The organism is Azospirillum sp. VT-I1 (genome assembly GCF_055698305.1).
In genome coordinates this window covers 462,516-482,417 of record NZ_CP168802.1, presented here as the reverse complement: position 1 = coordinate 482,417, position 19,902 = coordinate 462,516, and the positions used below count along the sequence as shown (strand labels likewise).

Below are 19,902 nucleotides of genomic sequence, written 5' to 3'. Positions count from 1 at the left end.
TCTGAAGGTCAGAAGTAAAGGCCGATCAGGAAGATGGGCAGCGTGATGACCAGGGCCGTCGCGCAATAGCCCATGATGTCGCGCACCCCCAGCCCGGCGATGGCGAGCGCCGGCAGCGCCCAGAAGGGCTGGGCCATGTTCATCCACTCCTCGCCATAGGCGATGGCCATCGCCGCCTTGCCGAGATCGACGCCGAGCTGCTGGGCCGCCGGCATGATGAAGGGGCCCTGCACCACCCAGTGGCCGCCGCCCGACGGGACGGCGAAGTTGATCAGGCCCGACGACAGGAAGGCCAGGACCGGGAAGGTCTCCTTGTTTGCGATGTCGACGAACAGGTTGGTGATCAGCCCGCCCAGGCCGGAATGCTCCATCATGATCTGGATGCCGGCATAGAAGGGGAACTGCACCATGATGCCGGCGGTGCCGCGGGCGGCGTTGGCGACGGCGCGGGCATAGGCCATCGGCGTGCCGTGCAGGATCAGGCCGGCCACCAGCATGATCAGGTTGACGGTGTTGATGTTGAGATCGAAGCCCTTGGCCTGGAAATGCAGGAACAGGTAGCCGATCCCCAGCGCCGCGACGACGAAGCCGAGGATGCGGCTCTCCTCCAGCTTTTCGGCCGGGCTGGCGTCGGGGCCGAGGACGCGCTTGGTCGAGGGTTCCGGCTTCAGCAGGGCCGGGTCGACCGCCACCACCTCATGCGGCTTCGGGTGCATCATCCAGCAGATCAGCGGCAGGACGACGATCAGCGCCAGCGTAATGCCGACATTGTAGGTGGTGAAGATGGTGTCGGCGATCGGGATCAGGCCGACGGTCTTCTCCATCGGGTTGCCCTTGGTCGCGGCGACCAGCGGAACCGAGGCGGAGAAGCCGCCATGCCACGTCATGAAGCCGATATAGGCCGACGCGATCAGCAGGCGGTAGTCGGATTTCGGGATGCGGCGCGCCACCTCGCGGGCGAACATGGCGCCGACGACGAGGCCGAAGCCCCAGTTGACGACGTTGGTCACGGCGGCGGCGAAGCAGACCAGCATGACGCCCTGGGCCGGGGTTTTGGCGATGGAGGCCACCCGTCCCATGACGTTGCGCACCGGCTCGGAGCTGGCGAGCGCATGTCCGGTGACCAGCACCAGCGCCATCTGCATCGAGAAGGCCAGCAGGTTCCAGAAGCCATTGCCCCACATGCGCACCAGATCGACCGGCCCGCTCGGCGTCAGCCACCAGGCGAAGCCGAAGGTCAGCACGGTCAGGATGATGGCGAAGATCAGCGGGTCGGGCAGATAGCGGCTGACCAGCCAGGTCAGGGCGCGGGAAATCGGCGTGATCGGGTTGAAGCGGGCGCTGGCGTCCGGCGCCGGCGGGGGTGCGGTGGTGACGCTCATGGCGGATCTCCGGCACGAGGGGGGCCGTTCCCGCGCCGCCGGACACGACAGCCGGGCAGCGCGGGGGCAGCGGTTCCCCGACGATCGAAATGGGCCGATGCCAAAATGGGCCGATGCCCGGATGGCGACGGTCAGGCGGCGACCGGCATGGTCGGCACGGCAGACGGGACGATCAGCTCGGCGCCGGTCTGGGCCAGCACGTCGGCGACCGTGACGCCGGGCGCAACCTCGCGCAGCACCAGCCCTTTGTCCGTCGGCTCGATCACCGCCAAGTCGGTGACAATCAGGTCGACGCGCCGCACCGAGGTCAGCGGCAGTTCGCAGCGCTTGACGATCTTGGGCGTGCCCTTGGCGCTGTGCTGCATGGCGACGATCACCCGCTTGGCGCCGGAGACCAGATCCATCGCGCCGCCCATGCCGGGCACCATCTTGCCGGGCACCATCCAGTTGGCGAGCCGGCCTTCCTCGTCGATCTGCAGGCCGCCCAGCACGGTCACGTCCAGATGCCCGCCGCGGATCAGCCCGAAGGACATCGCGCTGTCGAAGGAGGCGGCGCCTGGAACGGCGCCGATCAGGCTGCCGCCGGCATCGCTCAGATCCTCGTTCTCCGCCCCCGGTTCGGGAACCGGCGCCATGCCGATGATGCCGTTCTCCGACTGGAAGAAGACGTTGACGCCGGCCGGCAGATGGGCGGCCACCATGGTGGGCAGGCCGATGCCGAGATTCACCAGGTTGCCCGGCCGCAGCTCCAGCGCGACGCGCTTGGCGATCAGGGTTTTCTCATCCATGGCGATGCTCCTTGGCGACCAGGCAGTCGACCAGCACATTCGGGGTGACGACGCTGTCGGGCGGAATGACGCCCACCGGCACGATGTCCTCGGCCTCGGCGATCACCGTTTCGGCGGCCATCGCCATCAGCGGGTTGAAGTTGCGCGCCGTCAGCGCGTATTCGAGATTCCCCAGGTAATCGGCCCGCTTGGCGGCGATCAGGGCGAAATCGGCCTTCAGCGCCTTTTCCAGCAGATAGACGGTGCCGTCCAGCTCTATGCGCTGCTTGCCGTCCTCTACCACGGTGCCGACGCCGGTCGGGGTCAGCACGCCGCCGAGGCCGAAGCCGCCGGCCCGCACCCGCTCGGCCAGCGTGCCCTGCGGCACCAGCTCCACCTCGGTCTCGCCGGCGATCATCTGGCGCTGGGTTTCGGGGTTGGTGCCGATGTGGCTGGCGATCACCTTGCGCACCGCCTTGGCGGCGATCAGGCGGCCGATACCGACGGCCGGGCGGGCGGTGTCGTTGGCGATCACCGTCAGGCCGCGCTTGTTCTGGCGCAGCAATTCCTCGATCAGGTGGGGCGGCGTGCCGACCCCCATGAACCCCCCGATCATCAAAACCGCGCCATCGGGAATCATGGCGACGGTGTCTTCCAGCTTTCGCACTTTACTCATTCGACGTCTCCCTTGGACGTCGGGGCGCCGCGGATCGAAGACCCCCGGCAACCCCGCGGGCGCGGAGCCCGCTCCCGGATCCCAAGAAGGATCTGAGAGGCGGACCGCGCGCTCATTCTTGGTTTCATAGCGCTGCGACCGGGAGGGCTGCGACGTCCACGCCATCGCTGTGGTGCGGCCGAGCCCGCCGGCATACCCACAAATTTGCAATGGATGTGCCAGTCAGCCGCGCCGGGGCGGAATGCCGGGAAACCAAGGAATCCTGCCGCGGAAGCCGGTCGGACCGCGCGGACGGAGACGGCCGCCGCCCAGCCCTTCCCCTGCCCCGGTGCGCAACTTTGTGCGTGCTGCGCAAGATCTTGCGCAGTGGCGTCCCGCGCGCCGCCCCGCTCAGGAGATGCCGTATTCCTGCAGCTTGTAGAGCAGCGAGCGGCGGCTGATCCCAAGTTCCTGGGCCGTCCGCATCCGGTTGCCATCGTTGCGGGCCAGCGTCTCGGCCACCACGCGCGCCTCGAAACGGCTGACCTGCTCGCGCAGGCCGCCCTCGCCCGCGGCAGGCGGAGCGGTATCGCTGCCGCCGGCCGGCTCCCCATCCTCTACGGGACCGGCGATCTGCTCCGGCAGATCCTCCGCGACGATCATCGCGCCGGTGCTCATCACCACGGCGCGCTCCATCGCGTTGGACAGTTCGCGGATGTTGCCGGGCCAGCGGTAGGCCAGCAGGCGCTCCATCGCCTGTTCGTCGATGCCGCCGACCTCGATGCGGTTCTCGGCGGCGAAGCGCTGCAGGAAATGGGTGGCGAGCAGGCGGATGTCCTCCGGCCGCTCGCGCAGCGGCACCGTCTTCAGCGTCACGACGTTCAGGCGGAAATAGAGATCCTGCCGGAACAGCCCCTGGCGGACCATCTCCTCCAGGTTCCGGTTGGTGGCGACGACGACGCGCACGTCCGTGCGCACCAGCTCGGTTCCGCCGACCCGCTCGAACTCGCGCTCCTGCAGGACGCGCAGCAGCTTCACCTGCAGGCTGGGAGAGATGTCGCCGATCTCGTCAAGGAACAGGGTGCCATGCTCGGCCTGTTCGAACCGGCCGCGGCGGCGTGCCTGGGCACCGGTGAAGGCGCCTTTCTCATGACCGAAGAACTCGCTTTCCAGCAGCCCTTCCGGCACCGCGGCGCAGTTGACCTTGACGAAGGGTCCGGCATTGCGCGGGCTGTTGTAGTGGATGGCCGCCGCCACCAGTTCCTTTCCGGTGCCGCTCTCGCCGGTCACCAGCACGGTGGCGTTGCTCTTGGCGACCTTGGCGATGGTCTGCAGAAGCTCGCTCATGCGAGGACTGGCGGTCAGGATGCGGTCGGTGTGATAGCTGCTGGACAGTTCGCGGTGCAGGGTCGCGATGTCGTCGCGCATCCGGCGCATCTGCAACGCCCGCCCGACCTGCAGCTGGATTTCCGCGATGTCGAATGGCTTGATGACATAGTCGAAGGCGCCGTCCTTGATCGCCTGGACCGCCGATCCGACCTCGGCGAAGGCGGTCATCAGAATCACCGCCGTGGAACGGTCGAGTTTCCGGATCTCCGCCAGCGCCTGCAGCCCGGTCATCCGCGGCATGCGGACATCCATCAGCACCACGGCATGGCGTTGCGCCGCGAAGGCGGCGACGGCCTCCACGCCGTCGGCGGCGGTGGTCACCGACAGCCCGTCACGCGACAGAACCGCCGCGAGCATCTCGCGGATCGCCTCGTCGTCATCCACCACCAGGACGGCAGGCGCCGGCGTGGTCTGCACGGTCGGAAACGGGGTCGTCATACGTCAACCGTCTGGCTGTGAACGAAGGGAATCCGCAAGGTCACCGTGGTGCCGGCCCCCGGCACGCTGGCAATGGCGATGGTTCCGTGGTGAGCATCCACGATCCGGTGCGCCATCGCCAGCCCCAGTCCGGTCCCCTGGGGTTTGGTCGAGAAGAAGGGATCGAACACCTTGTCGAGGTTCTCCGGCGCGATTCCCTCCCCATCGTCCGCAACCGTGACGATCGCTTCGCGGCCGTCCTGCGCCGAGGTGGCGGTGGCAATGGTGATTTCCCCGGTCTCGGAGGTCGCCTGGATCGCATTGATGATCAGGTTGAGCATGACCTGCTTCAGCGCCTCGCCATCGGCTTCGACCAGGGGCAGGCCGGGGGCGAGATGCAGGGCGATCCGGGCGTTCGACTTGCGCCCCGCCAGCAGCGACACCTCGCGGATCAGATCGTTCAGTTGCACCGGGCGGAAGGCCGGCGGGCGGGGCCGGCCGAACTCCAGCAGTTCGGTGACGAGGCGGTTCAGGCTGTCGACCTGCCGGACGATCAACGGGGCATAGCGCTGCCATTCCGCGACATCGTCGGAGCTTTCGAGGAACTGCATGAAGCCGCGGATCGACGTCAGGGGATTGCGCACCTCGTGGGCGAGACCGGCGACCAGTTCGCCCAGTGCGGCCAGCCGGTCGGCGCGCATGATCTGGGTGCGGAGCCGCTGCTGCTCGGTCAGATCCTTCAGCACCACGACCGCACCGATCGCATCCCCGCGGCTGTTGCGCAGAAGGCTGCTCGACACCGTGAGATGAAGCGTCTGCCTGGTTCCCGGAAAATCCAGCGTCACGCCGACATGGTGCCGGCCGGTCTTCAGCGTGTCGAGCAGCGGGCTGACGAAACCGCCCTCCGCTTTGAAAAGCGATTCGTAGGGCCGGCCGATCACGTCGGTCGCCGAGATGCCCAGCATCGCTTCGGCCGCCGGGTTCAACGCGGTGACCTGTCCGGCCCAATCGACGGCGATCACGCCGTCGGCAATGCTGTGCAGAATGTTCTCGGTCAGCGATCTGGCCTCCAGCAGGGCGCGGGCCATGGCGTTGACCTCGACCGCGATGGCGCCGACTTCGCCCGGCGGCGGTTGGATCGGCTCTCCAAGATCGCTGCGCATGCGGAGCAGGCCATCAATGATCTGCCTGATGTCGCGGCCGACCCCACGGGCCAGCACCTGCGTCAGCGCAAGCCCGAGCAGGATCCCCCCGATGCTGACCGTCAGAACCGCACGGTCCATGGCTGCCGTTTGCCGCTCCACGTCATCGGAAAGCTCATTGGCCCAGATATAGCCGATCACGGCACCGTCACGGACGATTGGCAGCATCGCATTCATGATGAAGCCGCGCACCTGCCGACCGCTTTCGACCGACTGCTTCCCGCTTTCCAGCACATGCCAGCCCGGATGCTCCGGCGGTATGCTGGTGCCGACCGTCGCGGCGTAATCCCGGCTGGGTCCATAGGTGATGATGGCGTTGAGCGCCTTGCTGTAATAGCCGACACCCACGCCCGGATTCGCTGCGGCGATCATGTCGGTGAAGGGTGTCAAACGATCCGACAGCGCCCGGACGGCAGCGCTCCGGTCGCTGGCTTCGACGCCCATATCGGCAAGAAGAGGATCGAAGCCGGGACCGAGATGCACGTCGAGCAGGCGCGTCAGACCGAAGAGCTTTTCCGACTTTTCGTGAACCAGCGCCTGCCGTCCTTCCCGCTCCAGCAGGTAGCCGGTCAGCGAAATGGGCAGAACCACCACGGCAAAGGAAAACAGGAGCAGCTTACCGCGCAGGGTGCTTGGCAGAAAATGGACGATCCAATCCAGGGGCCGCATGCCGCCCACTCCTTTCGACCGGGCATGGCCTTACTCCCGCCCGTCGTCGCGGCCATAGCAGAATTGCGGCGGGAGAGGAAAGGAGGAACGCCGTTCCTGAGCCGCGATTGCAAACCGGACGGACGGACCCGGCAACATCCGTGCAACGGTGGCTTCACCGAAAAACACTGTTCCGGCACGAGCGGATTTTGGGCAGGATTGCCTTAACGCTTTGGCGAAACAAGAGGAAGAACCGATGACCGGGACGGTGGCTGGGTTGGAGAAACTCACGGCCGAGATGACGGCATGGCGGCGCGATCTGCACGCCCATCCGGAAACAGCCTTCGAGGAGCAGCGGACCAGCGACTTCGTTGCGGACAAGCTGACCTCCTTCGGAATGGAGGTGCATCGCGGCCTCGCCAAGACCGGAGTGGTGGGGATCCTGCGCAATGGCGACGGGCCCACGGTCGGCTTCCGCGCCGACATGGATGCGCTGCACATCCACGAGGAAACCAACCTGCCCCACAGCTCGCGCAACCCGGGCCGCATGCATGCCTGCGGGCATGACGGGCACACGGCGATGCTGCTGGGCGCGGCGCGCTATCTGACCGAGAACCCCGATACCTTCCAAGGCACCATCGCCTTCATCTTCCAGCCGGCGGAGGAGAATGAGGGCGGCGGCCGCGTGATGGTGGAGGAAGGGCTGTTCGACCGCTTCCCCGTCGAAAAGGTCTTCGGCATGCACAATTGGCCGGGGCTGGAGGTCGGCCGCATCGCCCTGCGCCCCGGTCCGCTGATGGCGGCCTACGACATCTTCGAACTGACCCTGACCGGCAAGGGCACCCATGCCGGCATGCCGCATATGGGAACCGACACGATCATGGTCGGCAGCCAGATCGTGTCCGCCTTCCAGACCATCGCCAGCCGCAGCGTCCATCCCATCGATTCGGCAGTTGTCAGCGTCACCCAATTCCACGCTGGCGATACGTGGAATGTCCTGCCGGCGACCGCGGTATTGCGCGGCACCGTCCGGACCTTCCGGCCGGAGGTGCAGGATCTGGTGCAACGCCGCATGGGCGAGGTGGCTACCGCCATCGCCGGCGGATTCGGAGTCGAGGCCAATCTGCGCTACGAGCGGCGCTATCCCCCCACCACCAACAGCGCCGCAGAGACGGAGCTGGCCCGGCGGGCCGCCGCACGCGTCGTCGGAGAAAATGCCCTCGACCTCGACCCGATGCCCAGCATGGGAGCGGAGGACTTCTCCTTCATGCTGCAGAAGCGGCCCGGCTGCTACGTCTGGGTTGGTGCGGGTCCGTCGGATCAGGGCCGGAACCTGCACAGCCCACACTATGATTTCAACGATGAGGTGCTGCCGATCGGCGCCAGCTATTGGGTGCGGCTTGCGGAAACCGTCCTGCCGAAGTGATCCAAGTCATGTACAAGCGGTTGCAATTCCCGATCCTCGAAGGCGACAAGAAAAAATTTCCGCTAAAAAATCTTGGGAATTGCGTACGTGTGCCTATTGCCCCATAGTTCGGAGGGAAATGAACGGCCCCAATCCCGGAAGGGTTAGGGCCCGATGGGCTTTAGCTGAACGGGGCGGGTGTCACGTGACAAACCAAGGGGCACATCAGGCGGCGGGCCAAGCGCAGGATCTTCCAGGCCGGGGTGGCATCTGGCAACGCCCGGACTCCCTGTGGGAGGCCACCGCCCCACCGCCGCCGGCCCTGCCGGTGTTGCAGGACAGCGTCCAGGCCGATGTGCTGGTGATCGGCGGAGGCTTCACGGGCCTGTCCGCCGGCCTGCACGCGGGGGAGGCCGGCAAACGCGTGGTGGTGCTGGAGGCGTCCGAACTGGGCCGGGGCGCTTCCGGCCGCAACAACGGGCAGGTCATCCCGACCCTGACCCGCCCCGACCCCGCCAACCTCATCGATCGCTTCGGTTGGGAGACCGGGGAGCGCTTCGTCGGGCTGATCCGCGACAGCGCCTCCACCCTGTTCGATCTGGTGCGCCGCCTGGGCATCGATTGTGCCGCCGAGCAGACCGGCTGGGTCCAGCCGGTCCATTCGCCGGGCCGCATCAAGATCGCCGAGCGTCGGGCAACGCAATGGGGCAAATTCGGCGCCGATGTCCAGTTGCTCGACCGCGCCGCCGTCTCCGCCATTCTCGGCACGGACGCCTATTTCGGCGGCTGGACGAACCGGACCGGCGGGCACATCAACCCGCTGGCGCTGGTGCGCGGGCTTGCCGCCAAGGTGGTCGCGGCGGGGGCGGCGGTCTACGTCAATTCCCCCGCCCTGTCGGTGCAACGCCGCGGCGACTCCTGGGTCGCCCGCACCCCGCAGGGCATGGTGACCGCCGACGCGCTGGTGCTGGGCACCAACGGCTATGCCGCCGCAATCTTCCCGGAAATCCGGACGGAAGTCGTGCCGGTCCTGTCCTGGCAGATGGCAACCGCGCCGCTCGGCGACAACATCCGCAAGACCATCCTGCCGGGCCGGCAGGCGATGTCCGACACCCATGGCGACCTGCGTTTCATGCGCTACACCGCCGACAACCGGCTGGTGACCGGCGGCGCGCTGCTGAACCCGGTTAACGGGGCGGAACGGCTGAAGCGCATCGTCGGCGCCCGTCTGGCCGGCATGTTCCCGGCGCTGAACGGCGTCACCTTCGACCATGTGTGGAATGGCCGCATCGCCATGACCACCGATTACTTCCCCCGTGTCCACAGGTTGGGGCCGAACGGCTTCGCCTGGGCCGGTTGCAACGGACGCGGCGTGGCACTGTCGGTCTCGCTGGGGCGGGAACTGGCCCGCGCCGCCATCGGGCAGGATACCAAGGATCTCGCCCTGCCCTTCACCGCACCGACACCCTGCCCTTCAACGCCCTGCTGCAACGCATCGGGCCGTTGAAGATCCTGCAATACCGCTGGAACGACGCCCGAGAAATTTGACCAAGGAGACGGCCGGCATGTCGGACACCCCCGATTACCCCACCCTTCTGCGCAATGCCTATGCGATGCGCGCGGCATCCTACGCCCACATGTTCGACGTGCTGCGCGAGCGCTTCGGCACCGATACCGCGCTGGAGGTCGGCCAGGAGGCCACCCGCCGTCTCGGCGAGGCGATGGGCGTGAAGTATGCCGGCCACGGCCCGGACGACCTGACCGGCCTGTGCCATGCGTTCCTCGACGGCATTCCCAACCGCGACAGCATGTTCGCGCCGGAGATCAAGCGCTGTGACGGCGAGGTGCTGGAAATCCATTTCCACCGCTGCCCGCTGAAGGAGGCCTGGCAGGCGCAGGGCCGGTCCGACACCGATCTGGAGCTGCTCTGCAAGATGGCCGGTGCCATCGACGGCGGCCTGTTCGAAGCGGCCGGCTTCGTCTTCAAGGGCGAAACCTGGAAGCCGGGCGACGAAGGCTGTTGCCGGCTGAAGGTCCTGCCGGGCGCCCAACCTGCCGCCAACCCCGCCGAATAGACGCACACTGCCGCGAAGCCTGCAACGACGTACAAAAAGAAGGTGTCCTCACCATGAAGCTCCGCCTCCTCACGCTGACGACCCTTACCGCCGCCGGCATCGCCGGTTCGGCTTTCGCCGCCGACACGGTCAAGCTCGGCTACCAGCTGCCGCTGACCGGCGACACGGCGCAGTACGGCCAGGATTTCCGTAAGGCCGCCGAGATCGCGCTGACCGAGTTCAACGCCGCCGGCAAGCCGTTCAAGGTCGAGATCGTCTTCGAGGACAGCCGCTCCGACGCCAAGGAAGGCACCAACATCGCCCGCAAGTTCGTGGACGACAAGGAGATCGTCGGCGTGCTTGGCGACTTCACCTCGGGCGTGTCGATGGCGGCGGCGCAGGTCTACAAGGACGCCGGCATGCCGCAGCTGTCGCAGACCGCCTCGCACCCGGACTATACCAAGATCTCCAAGTACCAGTTCCGCAACATCGCCACCCAGGCACAGGAAGGCCCCTACAACGCGAAATGGATGGCAGCCAAGGGCTTCAAGAATGTCGCGGTGATCGCCGAGCAGACGGATTGGGGCCAGTCGGTTGTCAGCGGCTTTTCCGACGCGGTCAAGGCCAACGGCGGCACGGTCGCCTTCTCGGAATTCTTCAACCGGGGCCTGAAGGACTACCGTTCGCTGATCAGCAAGATCGAACGGGCGAAGCCCGACGCGATCTACACCGGCTTCTTCTATGAGGACGGCGCGCAGTTCCTGAGGCAGTTGCAGCAGCTCGGCATCAAGACGCCGGTCTATTCGACCTCGGCGGCCTACAGCCCGAAGCTGATCGAGCTGGCCGGTGGCGCCGCGGAGGGCGTGCATCTGACCTCCAATTTCCTGCCGACCGATCCGTCGCCGAACGTCCAGCATTTCGTCGAAGAGTGGAAGAAGCGCTCCGACGGTGCCGTCCCCGGCCAGTTCCCGGCCCAGGCCTATGACGCGGTGCGCATCATGCTGGCGGCGGTGGAGAAGGCCCAGCCCAACCCGACCCGCGAGAAGGTGCGCGACGCACTGGCCCAGACCAGGGACTTCCCCGGCGTGACCGGCAGGACGAGCTTCAGTGCCGACCGCGAGGCCGAGAAGGAACTGGTGAAGGTCGAGGTCAAGGGCGGCGCCTTCGTTCCGGTCACCGAATAACGATCCGGCAACCGATCTCCAGCGCCCCATTCTCCAGCGACAGAGCCCGCATGTTCGATCCCTATTATCTCCAGCAGCTTGCCATCGGCCTGTCGCTGGGCATGACCTACGCGCTGATGGCGATCGGCTTCACGCTGATCTTTGGCGTGTTGAACGTCGTCAACTTCGCCCATGGCGAGATCTACACGCTGGGCGCCTTCGCCGGGCTGGTGCTGATCTCGGCCACGGCACCGCCCATCGTGGCGGTGATCCTGGGCGCGCTGGCGATCGGGGCGCTGGCCGGCTTCTCGCTGGAGCGGATCGCCTTCAAGCCGTTCCGCCGCTTCACCGACGAGGCGTCGCTGAAATCGCGGGCGATGCGGGAATCGACCCTGCTCTCCTCGCTGGCGGTGTCCATCGTGGTGCGCGAGGCGCTGGAGATCGTCTTCGGTTCGCAGATGCGCTCGGTCCCCTTCGACTACCTGATCAACACGCCGGTGCGGGTCGGCCCGGTGATCCTGGTGACCGGCGACTTCATCATCTTCGGCGTTGCCGCCGCCATGCTGATCGGCCTGCAATATCTGCTGACCCGCACCCGCGTCGGGCTGGCGATCCGCGCGGTGTCGAACAACCCGCTGGGCGCCAAATATGTGGGCATCGACACCGACCGCACCATCATCACCACCTTCGTCGTCGGATCGATGATGGGCGCGGCGGCGGGCATCCTGATGGGGCTCTATTACGGCGCGGTCTTCCCGGCCATGGGATTCACGCCCGGCATCAAGGCCTTCGTCGCCATGGTGATGGGCGGCCTGTCCTCCATCCCCGGTGCGGTGATCTGCGCGCTGATCCTCGGTATTTCGGAGAGCATGGCGACGACCTTCGTCTCGTCGGGCTGGTCGGACATGGTGGCCTACGGCTTCCTGATCCTGACGCTGATCTTCTTCCCCAACGGTTTGTTCGGAGCGCGCCGTGAACGCGTTTGAGACTGCGGCGCCCGCCGATCGCACCGGCCGCCGGGGCTGGCTGGTTCCGGCGCTGATCCTGCTGCTGGTCTTTGCCGCGTTGCCGGCGCTGCTGGCCGGCTTCGACCGGGGCTATTTCTACCAGATCGCCAATCTGGCGCTGATCTTCGTGCTGCTGTCCGCCTCCATGCATCTGGTGACGGGGGTGGCCGGGCTGCTGCATCTGGGACACGCCGCCTTCTATGGCGTCGGCGCCTACACCGCGGCGCTGCTGACCTCCAAGCTGGGGCTGGGCTTCACCGTCACGCTGCCGCTTTCCGGGCTGGTGGCGGCGCTGGTCGCCTTCCTGGTGGCGCTGCCGACGATGCGGCTGGTCAGCATCTATTTCGCCGTGGCGACGCTGGCCATCGGGCAGATGCTGTATCTGGTCATGCTGAACTGGGTGGACTTCACCAAGGGCCCCAACGGCATCATCGTCTCCAAAGGCTTCGAGCTGTTCGGCATCAGCCTGTCCGGGCGTTTGGCCGCCTATTACACGGTGGCGACGGTCGTGGCGCTGTCGGTCGTCGCGATCCACCGGCTCAGCCATTCCTATTACGGCAATGCACTGCGCTCGATCCGCGAGGATGACCAGTGCGCCGACGCCATGGGTGTCAGCACCGTGCGGCTGAAGATGGAGGCCTTCACCCTGTCGGCCTTCTTCGCCGGGGTGGCGGGAAGCCTGTGGGCACACATGACCGGCTACATCTCGCCGGGCGACTTCAAATTCTCCGAATCCATCCTGATCCTGGCGATGGTGGTGGTCGGCGGCCTGGGCAGCCTGCCGGGGGCGGTCATCGGCGCGCTGCTGCTGATCCTGCTGCCGGAAGGGCTGCGCGGCATGGGGGATTTCCGCAACATCATGGTCGGGCTGGTGATGTTCCTGTCCATCCTGCTGCTGCCGAAGGGACTGCTGGGCGAGGTGTCCGCCCTGCGGCTCGTGCGCAGCCAATTGGGCGCGGCATGGCGCAATGCCGGCCAAGCCAACGGGAAGAGCGAAGGGATCGGCTGGCGATGACCCATCTTCTTGAAATCCGCAACGTCAGCCGCCGCTTCGGCGGCGTGCAGGCGGTCGGCGACGTCACCGCCCATGTGGACGAGGGCGAGCTGGTCGGCCTGATCGGACCGAACGGGGCCGGCAAGACCACACTGTTCAACCTGATTTCCGGCTTCACGCCGCTGTCCGGCGGAACGGTCGCCTTCGCCGGCAAGACCATCAGCGGGCTGAAGCCTAACCAGGTGGCGCGGCTGGGCATCAGCCGCACCTTCCAGAATCTGCGGGTCTTCCCGAACATGTCGGTCTTCGACAACGTGTCGGTCGGTGCCGTCGGCGCGCTGCCGCAGGGGGCTTTCGGCGCCCTCTTCGGCCGCTTCCACAAGGGCGGCCGCGCCCAGTCCGCCGAGATCAGCAGCCGCACCTGGGAAGCGCTGGAGGCGGTCGGCCTGACGCACGCCGCAGCGGAACTGGCAGCCAACCTGCCGTACGGCCAGCGCAAGTACCTGGAGATCGCCCGCGCGCTCGCCATGCGGCCGCGCTTCCTGATCCTGGACGAACCGGCCGCCGGTCTGAACGACACCGAAACGCGCGATCTGGCCGCCTTCATCAAGCGGCTGCACGGTCAGGGCCTGACGATCATGCTGGTCGAGCACGACATGACGCTGGTCATGGGCATCTGCCAGCGCATTCTGGTGCTGGCCTCCGGCCGCAAGATCGCCGACGGCACCCCCGATGCGATCCGCAACGATGCGGCTGTCCTCGAAGCCTATCTTGGGGTGGACGAATGACCGCGCCAATGACCGCGCCTCTGCTCTCGATCGCCGACCTGCATGTCGCCATGGGGCCGCAGGAGATCCTGCACGGCGTCCGCCTGGACGTGGCCCAGGGCGCCATCGTGGCGGTGCTCGGCTCCAACGGCGTCGGCAAGACCACGCTGATGCGCACCGTGTCCGGCATCTACCGGGCTCGCCAAGGAAGCATCACCTTCCGCGGCCAGCCGATCACCAACATGCCCGCCCACCGCATCGTCCAGCTCGGCCTGTTGCAGGCGCCGGAAGGGCGGCAGATCTTCACCAACATGAATGTCCGGGAGAATCTGGTGCTTGGCGGCGGCGACGTCGGTCTGGGCGAGCTGGACCGCGTGCTGGCGATGTTCCCGGTGCTGGGTGAACGGCTGCGCCAGAATGCCGGATCGCTGTCCGGCGGCGAGCAGCAGATGCTGTGCATCGCCCGCGCCCTGATGCGCCGTCCGACCCTGCTTCTGCTCGACGAGCCGTCGCTGGGCCTGGCACCGAAAATCGTCGCGCAGATCTTCGACCTGATCGGCCGCATCCGGGCCGAGGGAGTGTCGATCCTGCTGGTCGAGCAGAACGCCCGCGCGGCGCTGCGAATCGCCGACCACGCCGCGGTGCTGGAGGATGGTAGGATCATGCTGGCCGGTCCGGCCGACCAGTTGCGGGACGACCCGCGCATTGCCGAGGCCTACCTCGGCGGCCATGCCCATTGACGCCACCTGACGCAAGGAAGCCTGTCATGACCCAATCCATGGGCATTCTGGAACGGCGCCGCATTGAAGCGGAGATCCTGAAGCCGGTCTATGAGGAGATGGTCGCCCGGCTGGGCGAGGCCACGGCTCAGGAAATCCTGGGTGCTGCGATCACCAAGGCGGCGCTGGCCGCCGCCAAATCCTTCGCCGCGACCGAGCCGGAGGGCACCAGCCTGAAGAGCTTCGCCGATCTTCAGCCGCTGTGGACCAAGGACGACGCGCTGCGCCTGGACGTGAAGCGGCAGGACGAGACGCATTTCGACTACAACGTCACCCGCTGCCGTTACGCCGAGATGTACCGGGAAATGGGACTGGGGTCGATCGGACATCTGCTGTCCTGCAACCGCGACGCCGCCTTCTGCACGGGCTATGACCCGCGCATCAAGATGGAGCGGACGCAGACCATCATGCAGGGTGCCGATCATTGCGATTTCCGCTATCGCTTCGAGGCGAAGGAGTAGCCGTCCGGATACGGTTTCTCCCAGGTGCATCCGACGACCTCCGCCGCTTCGACTGGGCGACGGAGATCGTCGGGTGGCCGGACCTGCGGATCGGCCGGCCATAGAGCTGCCTTGACCGCCGTCAGGCAGCGCCGGCGTCTTCCCCTGCATGGGGATGCTCGACCTCCAGCACGGCGAGGGTTTTCGCCACTCCCCGACGCGTGAACCATGTGATGGATTGCCCCTCGGCGACGCCGATGAGCGCCGCGCCGATCGGGGTCAGCACCGACACCCGTCCGGCCGCAACGTCCGCCTCCTGCGGATAGACCAGGGTGACGGTCCGCTCCTGCCCTGCCACCTCGTCCCGGAATGTCACGCGCGCGTTCATCGTAACAACCGATGGGGCGATTTCCTCGGGACTTACCACGACCGCGCGGTCAAGTTCCGCCGCAAGATAGTCGTGGACATCGGGCACCGTATCGGCGATGGCCTCGGCCAAGCCGGAAAGGCGATCATGATCGATCGCGGTTAGGGTGATGGGCGGAAACTGGCCTGCGGAACGCATCTTGGTTTTCCTGTCATTGCCGGTGATCGCATGCACCAGCGGCGCGGCGCGCCTCCCGGTTGGCGCGTTCTCAGCCGGCGGCAAATCGTATATGAATGTTCGGACGCCTATATGGGCGATCCGCAACAGTCGTCGTGGGTGCTGGGAGTGCTTATGGCCCCGGACGGTCCGGGAGCCTTGCTTCAGGCGACCAGATCCGGGGCGGGCGAGCCTGCGTGGACACGACCGGCGCGCAGAAAATTACGGAAATGGCGGAAGGGCGACATCATGGTCCGCTGACCATGGCCGGTTTCGCATTGGACTTCAAGACTTACCCGATCGCGACGGAAAGCAGCGTCGCGGTTCCGCCATGTCGCAGCATGAATTCCTTCCCGGTTGCGCGATCCAGGCCACTCCGGCGGGGCTGAACGCCACGTTTCGCGACGCAGGCCGTCTCGCTCATGACCCGCGCCTTTCCCTTGCATTCGCGGTGGACGGTCAGGCTCCTCGCCCTGGCGTTGCGGGCCACCACCGTGATGGAGAGGCGCCTTGAAGCTCGACCGGCGGATTGCCGGTGAAGGTGCCAACTTCAACCAGTCAGACAGCGGCGATCCGTCAGCAAAAGTGGCTTCCAGAGTGATCTTGGCGTTTGGATTGGTGCTCTGGAAAGTCCGAGCGGGTAAAGGGATGTCGTTCGGTCGACCGACGACGGTGCGGTCCCCGACCACTCCAACCACCATCATGCTCGGGCCGTCCCGGGAGTCCGAGGGGACCAGCACAACCGGCGACGGGACGCCGGTCACCCGCGAGCCCGAGGCCGGGCTCACGGCCATGAAGCCGATCGTGTTGAGCGAAGGCGCAACCACCGGAACGACAGTCGCCTTCAGTTCCGCAGTGTCTCGGGATTGCAGCCGATCTTCGCAGCGATCAAGCTGATCGCCGCCCATTGCGAGGCATGCTCGCCTTCTTGCTCGAGCACCATCCGCTCCGCGCGCTCGCGCACTTCGAGAGCGTACTTGGGTGATGCCTGTTTCGTCATGATGACCCCACTCTCTCAGATGATGGGGCCTCCAGAAAACCCGGCGCGGTTCAGTTCATGTTTGCCGCATATCTTCCGAAAAATCTGCGCCAGCTTTCGCCAGCCGTTCCGTGGAAAGCCACAGAACAAACAGGGCGGCGCCGAACCGCCGTCCATTCCGAAGAGCCTCCGGCCCGAACAGACGTGCAATCCCACCAGGATTCCGCGAATGGGCCGTGATTGGGTGGAGAAGGCGATGCTGGTCGATTCTGTCAGCTCAACGACGTCGACGAAATCCACGGGGAGCAGTTCGTCAACCACGACTGCGACCGACAGCTATCAAACATTCCTGACCCTGCTGATGAAGCAGCTGGAGGTCCAGGACCCGACCAATCCGGTCGACACCACCACTTTCACCACCCAAATCGTTCAGCTGTCCTCGTTGGAACAGCAGATGTCGGTCAACGACAAGCTCGATGAACTGAACAGTACGGTTGCGGACCTCGCCAGCTCGGTCACATCGTCGCTCGGCACCACCAGCGCCGCCGTCAACTACTATGGCAAGACCGTGGAAGCCGAAGGCTCCACCACCCCTTTGCAGGACGGCGAAGCCAGTTGGGAATACGACCTGAACTCGACCGCCGCCTCGGTGAGGCTGACCATAACCGACTCTTCCGGCAACACCGTCTACAGCGACGTCAGCTCCTCCACCGCCGCCGGCACCCATGAGGTGACCTGGGACGGCATCGGCACCGACGGCAAGAGCTACAGCAGCGGCATCTACACACTGTCAGTGACCGCGCTCGACTCCAACGGCAACGCCATCGACACGACCACCCGCTTCAGGGGCACGGTTACATCGGTCGACAGCTCGTCCGGCACGGCGGTGCTGACTGTCGGCGGCGTCAGCATATCGGCCGACGACGTCTTGACGGTTTCCTGACCCCCTTCCCTGAAAAAGTCGAAAGACGGGTGCCACCATGAGCCTCACCAGCGCAATGTACAGCGCCACGTCCGGGCTGACCGCCCAGAGCAAGGCGCTCGCCAGCATCTCCAGCAACATCGCCAATTCCAGCACCACCGGCTTCAAGGGCACGGTGACGCAGTTCACCTCCTACATCAACAAGACCACCACGGTGGACGAGCAGGTCGGCGGCGTCATCGCGTCGAACACCCGCAGCATCAGCCGCCAGGGCGAAATCCAGTCGTCGGCCACCACCACCAACATGGCGGTCAATGGAGACGGCTTCTTCGTGGTGTCGGACCAGACGGCGAGCGGCGGCACCTACTTCACCCGCAACGGCTCCTTCTCCACCGATTCGAACGGCAATCTGGTCAATTCGGAAGGCTATTACCTCTATGGCTGGGCGGTGGGCGACGACGGCGCCATCAAGGCCGGCAACAAGACCTCCACCGACAGCCTGGAGGCGATCAACCTGACCAGCATCAAGGGCACGCCCAAGGCGACCTCGACACTGGACATCGAGGCCAACCTGCCGTCCGACGCCGCGACCGGCGACAGCTTCACCACCGACGTGGAACTGTTCGACGCTCTGGGCAACAGCCATTCGGTGACGATGACCTGGAGCAAGACCGCCGACAACACATGGTCGCTCGGCGCGTCCGACCCGACGAGTTCGGCCGACGGCACGGCCACCACCGGCACGATCTCCGGCTTCCCGATCTCCATCGTTTTCAACAGCGACGGCTCGCTCGCCAGCGCGACCCAGACCGACAGCAGCGGCACCACCACCAGCGTCGATCCGTCTGCCATCAGCTTCTCGGTCGGCGGCTGGACCACCGGCGCCGGCGACAGCACTGTGTCGATGAATCTCGGCAGCGCCAACAGCACCACCGGGCTGACGCAATACGCGTCGGGCGAGGACACCGCCGCCATCGGCGACTGGACCGCCACCGGCAACGGCTATGAACCGGGCACCCTGACCGGAACCACCATAGACAGCAGCGGCGTGGTGCGCGCCACCTTCGACAATGGTGAGACGCGGGCGATCTACCAGATTCCGATTGCGACCTTCGCAAATGCAAACGGACTGGAGAGCGAGAGCGGAACCACCTTCACCCAGACCTACGAGTCCGGCAATTACCAGCTGCGCACCGCCGGCGACGGCAAGGCCGGCGAGATCGAGGCCAGTTCGCTCGAAAGCTCCACCGTGGAGCTGACCGACGAGTTCAGCCGCATGATCGTCGCCCAGCAGGCCTATTCCGCCGCGTCCAAGGTGATGACGACGGCGCAGGACATGCTGGACACGCTGATCTCGATGAAGCGGTGACGCCATGACCGCCGCACCGGACGAGGGGTTCGCCCGCGCCGAAGCCCTGCTGCTGGATCACCGGCGGCTGATGGTGCAGGCGCGGATAGTGCTGGCAAGCCGGACCACGCGGGCCGAACGGCTGGCGCTGGCCGACGACCTGATCGCGCTGATCGACAGGCTGGGCGAGGAAAAGCGCGCACTTGGGGCGCGGATCTATCGCGGACGGGTCGCTAATGCTGCGATGAGCGCCTATGGGAGGGCGATGGCGGCGCGGCGGTGAGCCGTTGAGTGCGTAAGGGTCGGCTTCGAATACCCCCACCCTAACCCTCCCCCGCTGGGCGGGGAGGTTAGGTGGGGGCGACCGAAGCCGACACTCCCCCCAAAAAACTCCGCCAGCTTTCCCCCCACCCGCCGTGGAACCAGACATCCAACACCCGGAGCTATCGCCATGGCGCTCAAGCAGACACTGAGGAAGCCGGCCCCGCCGAAGCTCGTCCCGACCAAGGCGCAGGCGCCCACCCACCCCGCGAACCCCGCCTCCCCCACCATCTTCCTCCGCGTCGACGCGGTGGAGGTGCTGGAGGCCTTCGTCGCCGAACTGGATCGCAGCGCGGCACGTGCCGAGGCCGCCGTGCGCGAGGGACGGCCGCGCGATGCGCTGCTGGCGGCCGGCGACATGCAGACGCTGCTGCGAACCTGGAAGGACCGGCTGGACGATGCGCTGGCGCAGACGCGCAGCAAGCGCGTGGCTCCCACCGTGCGTGGCGCCGCCAAGGCCGCCGCCGACCGCGTGCTGCCGTCGCTGGCCGCCCGCATGCGGGAGATCGAGGCGCAGATCAAGGTGCATCGCGCCCGCCAGAACGCCATCGGCGCCGCCCTGCGCGCCGCCTCCACCGCGCCGGCCGGCGTCTATGGCGTCGCCTATGGCGCTGCGGGGCGCTACGGCGCACGCGTGGCGATGCGCACCACAGGCCATGTCGTCGGCCTGACGGCCTGAC

At 66.4% G+C, this 19,902-nt stretch carries 19 protein-coding genes and 2 pseudogenes; 13 read left to right on the top strand and 8 right to left on the bottom strand.

What is annotated here, in order from left to right; all coding sequences use genetic code 11:
* Nucleotides 1-8: 8 nt before the first annotated feature.
* The 5 genes from AB8P05_RS16260 to atoS all read right to left on the bottom strand — a co-directional run bounded on the left by AB8P05_RS16260 (nucleotide 9) and on the right by atoS (nucleotide 6,481).
* On the bottom strand, nucleotides 9-1,382 hold the full coding sequence (locus AB8P05_RS16260) for a TIGR00366 family protein (RefSeq protein ID WP_455173479.1): 1,374 nt from the start codon (nucleotides 1,380-1,382) through the stop codon (nucleotides 9-11).
* A 131-nt stretch (nucleotides 1,383-1,513) separates the two neighbouring features.
* Nucleotides 1,514-2,170, bottom strand: a complete 657-nt coding sequence (locus tag AB8P05_RS16255; RefSeq protein WP_472760079.1) for a 3-oxoacid CoA-transferase subunit B — start codon at nucleotides 2,168-2,170, stop codon at nucleotides 1,514-1,516.
* Nucleotides 2,163-2,825 (bottom strand): 3-oxoacid CoA-transferase subunit A, encoded by a 663-nt coding sequence (locus AB8P05_RS16250; protein WP_472760078.1) that lies wholly within the window; start codon nucleotides 2,823-2,825, stop codon nucleotides 2,163-2,165. Before AB8P05_RS16250 ends, AB8P05_RS16255 begins: the two co-directional genes overlap by 8 nt.
* A 390-nt stretch (nucleotides 2,826-3,215) precedes the next feature.
* Nucleotides 3,216-4,631, bottom strand: a complete 1,416-nt coding sequence (atoC, locus tag AB8P05_RS16245; RefSeq protein ID WP_472760077.1) for an acetoacetate metabolism transcriptional regulator AtoC — start codon at nucleotides 4,629-4,631, stop codon at nucleotides 3,216-3,218.
* Nucleotides 4,628-6,481: a two-component system sensor histidine kinase AtoS gene (gene atoS / locus AB8P05_RS16240; RefSeq protein WP_472760118.1), complete on the bottom strand. Its 1,854-nt coding sequence runs from the start codon at nucleotides 6,479-6,481 to the stop codon at nucleotides 4,628-4,630. The genes atoC and atoS overlap by 4 nt, the downstream gene beginning before the upstream one ends.
* A 235-nt stretch (nucleotides 6,482-6,716) precedes the next feature.
* On the opposite strand from atoS, the gene AB8P05_RS16235 reads away from it, so the two are divergent.
* From AB8P05_RS16235 to AB8P05_RS16195, 9 genes and pseudogenes are all read left to right on the top strand, one after another.
* On the top strand, nucleotides 6,717-7,886 hold the full coding sequence (locus AB8P05_RS16235; protein ID WP_472760076.1) for a M20 aminoacylase family protein: 1,170 nt from the start codon (nucleotides 6,717-6,719) through the stop codon (nucleotides 7,884-7,886).
* 247 nt (nucleotides 7,887-8,133) lie between these two features.
* Nucleotides 8,134-9,413: pseudogene (locus tag AB8P05_RS16230) on the top strand (NAD(P)/FAD-dependent oxidoreductase).
* Between the two features lie 17 nt (nucleotides 9,414-9,430).
* Nucleotides 9,431-9,940 (top strand): L-2-amino-thiazoline-4-carboxylic acid hydrolase, encoded by a 510-nt coding sequence (locus AB8P05_RS16225; protein ID WP_472760075.1) that lies wholly within the window; start codon nucleotides 9,431-9,433, stop codon nucleotides 9,938-9,940.
* A gap of 53 nt (nucleotides 9,941-9,993) precedes the next feature.
* A complete protein-coding gene (locus AB8P05_RS16220; protein WP_472760074.1) occupies nucleotides 9,994-11,103 on the top strand; it encodes an ABC transporter substrate-binding protein in 1,110 nt (369 codons plus the stop codon).
* Nucleotides 11,104-11,153: 50 nt separating this feature from the next.
* Entirely contained in the window at nucleotides 11,154-12,068 is a 915-nt protein-coding gene (locus tag AB8P05_RS16215; RefSeq protein WP_109448152.1) for a branched-chain amino acid ABC transporter permease, read from the top strand.
* Nucleotides 12,055-13,104 carry a branched-chain amino acid ABC transporter permease gene (locus AB8P05_RS16210; protein WP_472760073.1) on the top strand — a complete coding sequence of 350 codons (1,050 nt, stop codon included), beginning with the start codon at nucleotides 12,055-12,057 and terminating at the stop codon, nucleotides 13,102-13,104. The genes AB8P05_RS16215 and AB8P05_RS16210 overlap by 14 nt, the downstream gene beginning before the upstream one ends.
* Nucleotides 13,101-13,871, top strand: coding sequence for an ABC transporter ATP-binding protein (locus tag AB8P05_RS16205; protein WP_455173471.1), 771 nt, complete (start codon nucleotides 13,101-13,103; stop codon nucleotides 13,869-13,871). Before AB8P05_RS16210 ends, AB8P05_RS16205 begins: the two co-directional genes overlap by 4 nt.
* Before the next feature lie 8 nt (nucleotides 13,872-13,879).
* A complete protein-coding gene (locus AB8P05_RS16200; protein WP_455173470.1) occupies nucleotides 13,880-14,590 on the top strand; it encodes an ABC transporter ATP-binding protein in 711 nt (236 codons plus the stop codon).
* 26 nt (nucleotides 14,591-14,616) lie between these two features.
* Nucleotides 14,617-15,090, top strand: coding sequence for an L-2-amino-thiazoline-4-carboxylic acid hydrolase (locus AB8P05_RS16195; RefSeq protein ID WP_455173469.1), 474 nt, complete (start codon nucleotides 14,617-14,619; stop codon nucleotides 15,088-15,090).
* Nucleotides 15,091-15,211: 121 nt separating this feature from the next.
* On the opposite strand, the gene rnk is transcribed toward AB8P05_RS16195, so the two are convergent.
* The 3 genes and pseudogenes from rnk to AB8P05_RS16180 form a co-directional block, all read right to left on the bottom strand.
* Nucleotides 15,212-15,670, bottom strand: coding sequence for a nucleoside diphosphate kinase regulator (gene rnk, locus AB8P05_RS16190; protein WP_472760072.1), 459 nt, complete (start codon nucleotides 15,668-15,670; stop codon nucleotides 15,212-15,214).
* Between the two features lie 832 nt (nucleotides 15,671-16,502).
* Nucleotides 16,503-16,652: pseudogene (locus AB8P05_RS16185) on the bottom strand (IS3 family transposase); the annotation flags it as partial.
* Between the two features lie 15 nt (nucleotides 16,653-16,667).
* Nucleotides 16,668-16,952 carry a hypothetical protein gene (locus AB8P05_RS16180; RefSeq protein ID WP_472760146.1) on the bottom strand — a complete coding sequence of 95 codons (285 nt, stop codon included), beginning with the start codon at nucleotides 16,950-16,952 and terminating at the stop codon, nucleotides 16,668-16,670.
* Here AB8P05_RS16180 and AB8P05_RS16175 point away from each other — a divergent pair.
* The 4 genes from AB8P05_RS16175 (at nucleotide 16,861) to AB8P05_RS16160 (ending at nucleotide 19,901) form a co-directional block, all read left to right on the top strand.
* Nucleotides 16,861-17,574, top strand: coding sequence for a flagellar hook assembly protein FlgD (locus AB8P05_RS16175; protein ID WP_472760117.1), 714 nt, complete (start codon nucleotides 16,861-16,863; stop codon nucleotides 17,572-17,574). The two genes, AB8P05_RS16180 and AB8P05_RS16175, sit on opposite strands and share 92 nt — an antisense overlap.
* Nucleotides 17,575-17,611: 37 nt before the next feature.
* Entirely contained in the window at nucleotides 17,612-18,922 is a 1,311-nt protein-coding gene (gene flgE, locus AB8P05_RS16170; protein ID WP_472760071.1) for a flagellar hook protein FlgE, read from the top strand.
* 4 nt (nucleotides 18,923-18,926) lie between these two features.
* Nucleotides 18,927-19,184 carry a hypothetical protein gene (locus tag AB8P05_RS16165; RefSeq protein WP_472760070.1) on the top strand — a complete coding sequence of 86 codons (258 nt, stop codon included), beginning with the start codon at nucleotides 18,927-18,929 and terminating at the stop codon, nucleotides 19,182-19,184.
* 168 nt (nucleotides 19,185-19,352) lie between these two features.
* Nucleotides 19,353-19,901 carry a hypothetical protein gene (locus AB8P05_RS16160; RefSeq protein ID WP_472760069.1) on the top strand — a complete coding sequence of 183 codons (549 nt, stop codon included), beginning with the start codon at nucleotides 19,353-19,355 and terminating at the stop codon, nucleotides 19,899-19,901.
* Nucleotide 19,902: the final 1 nt, after the last annotated feature.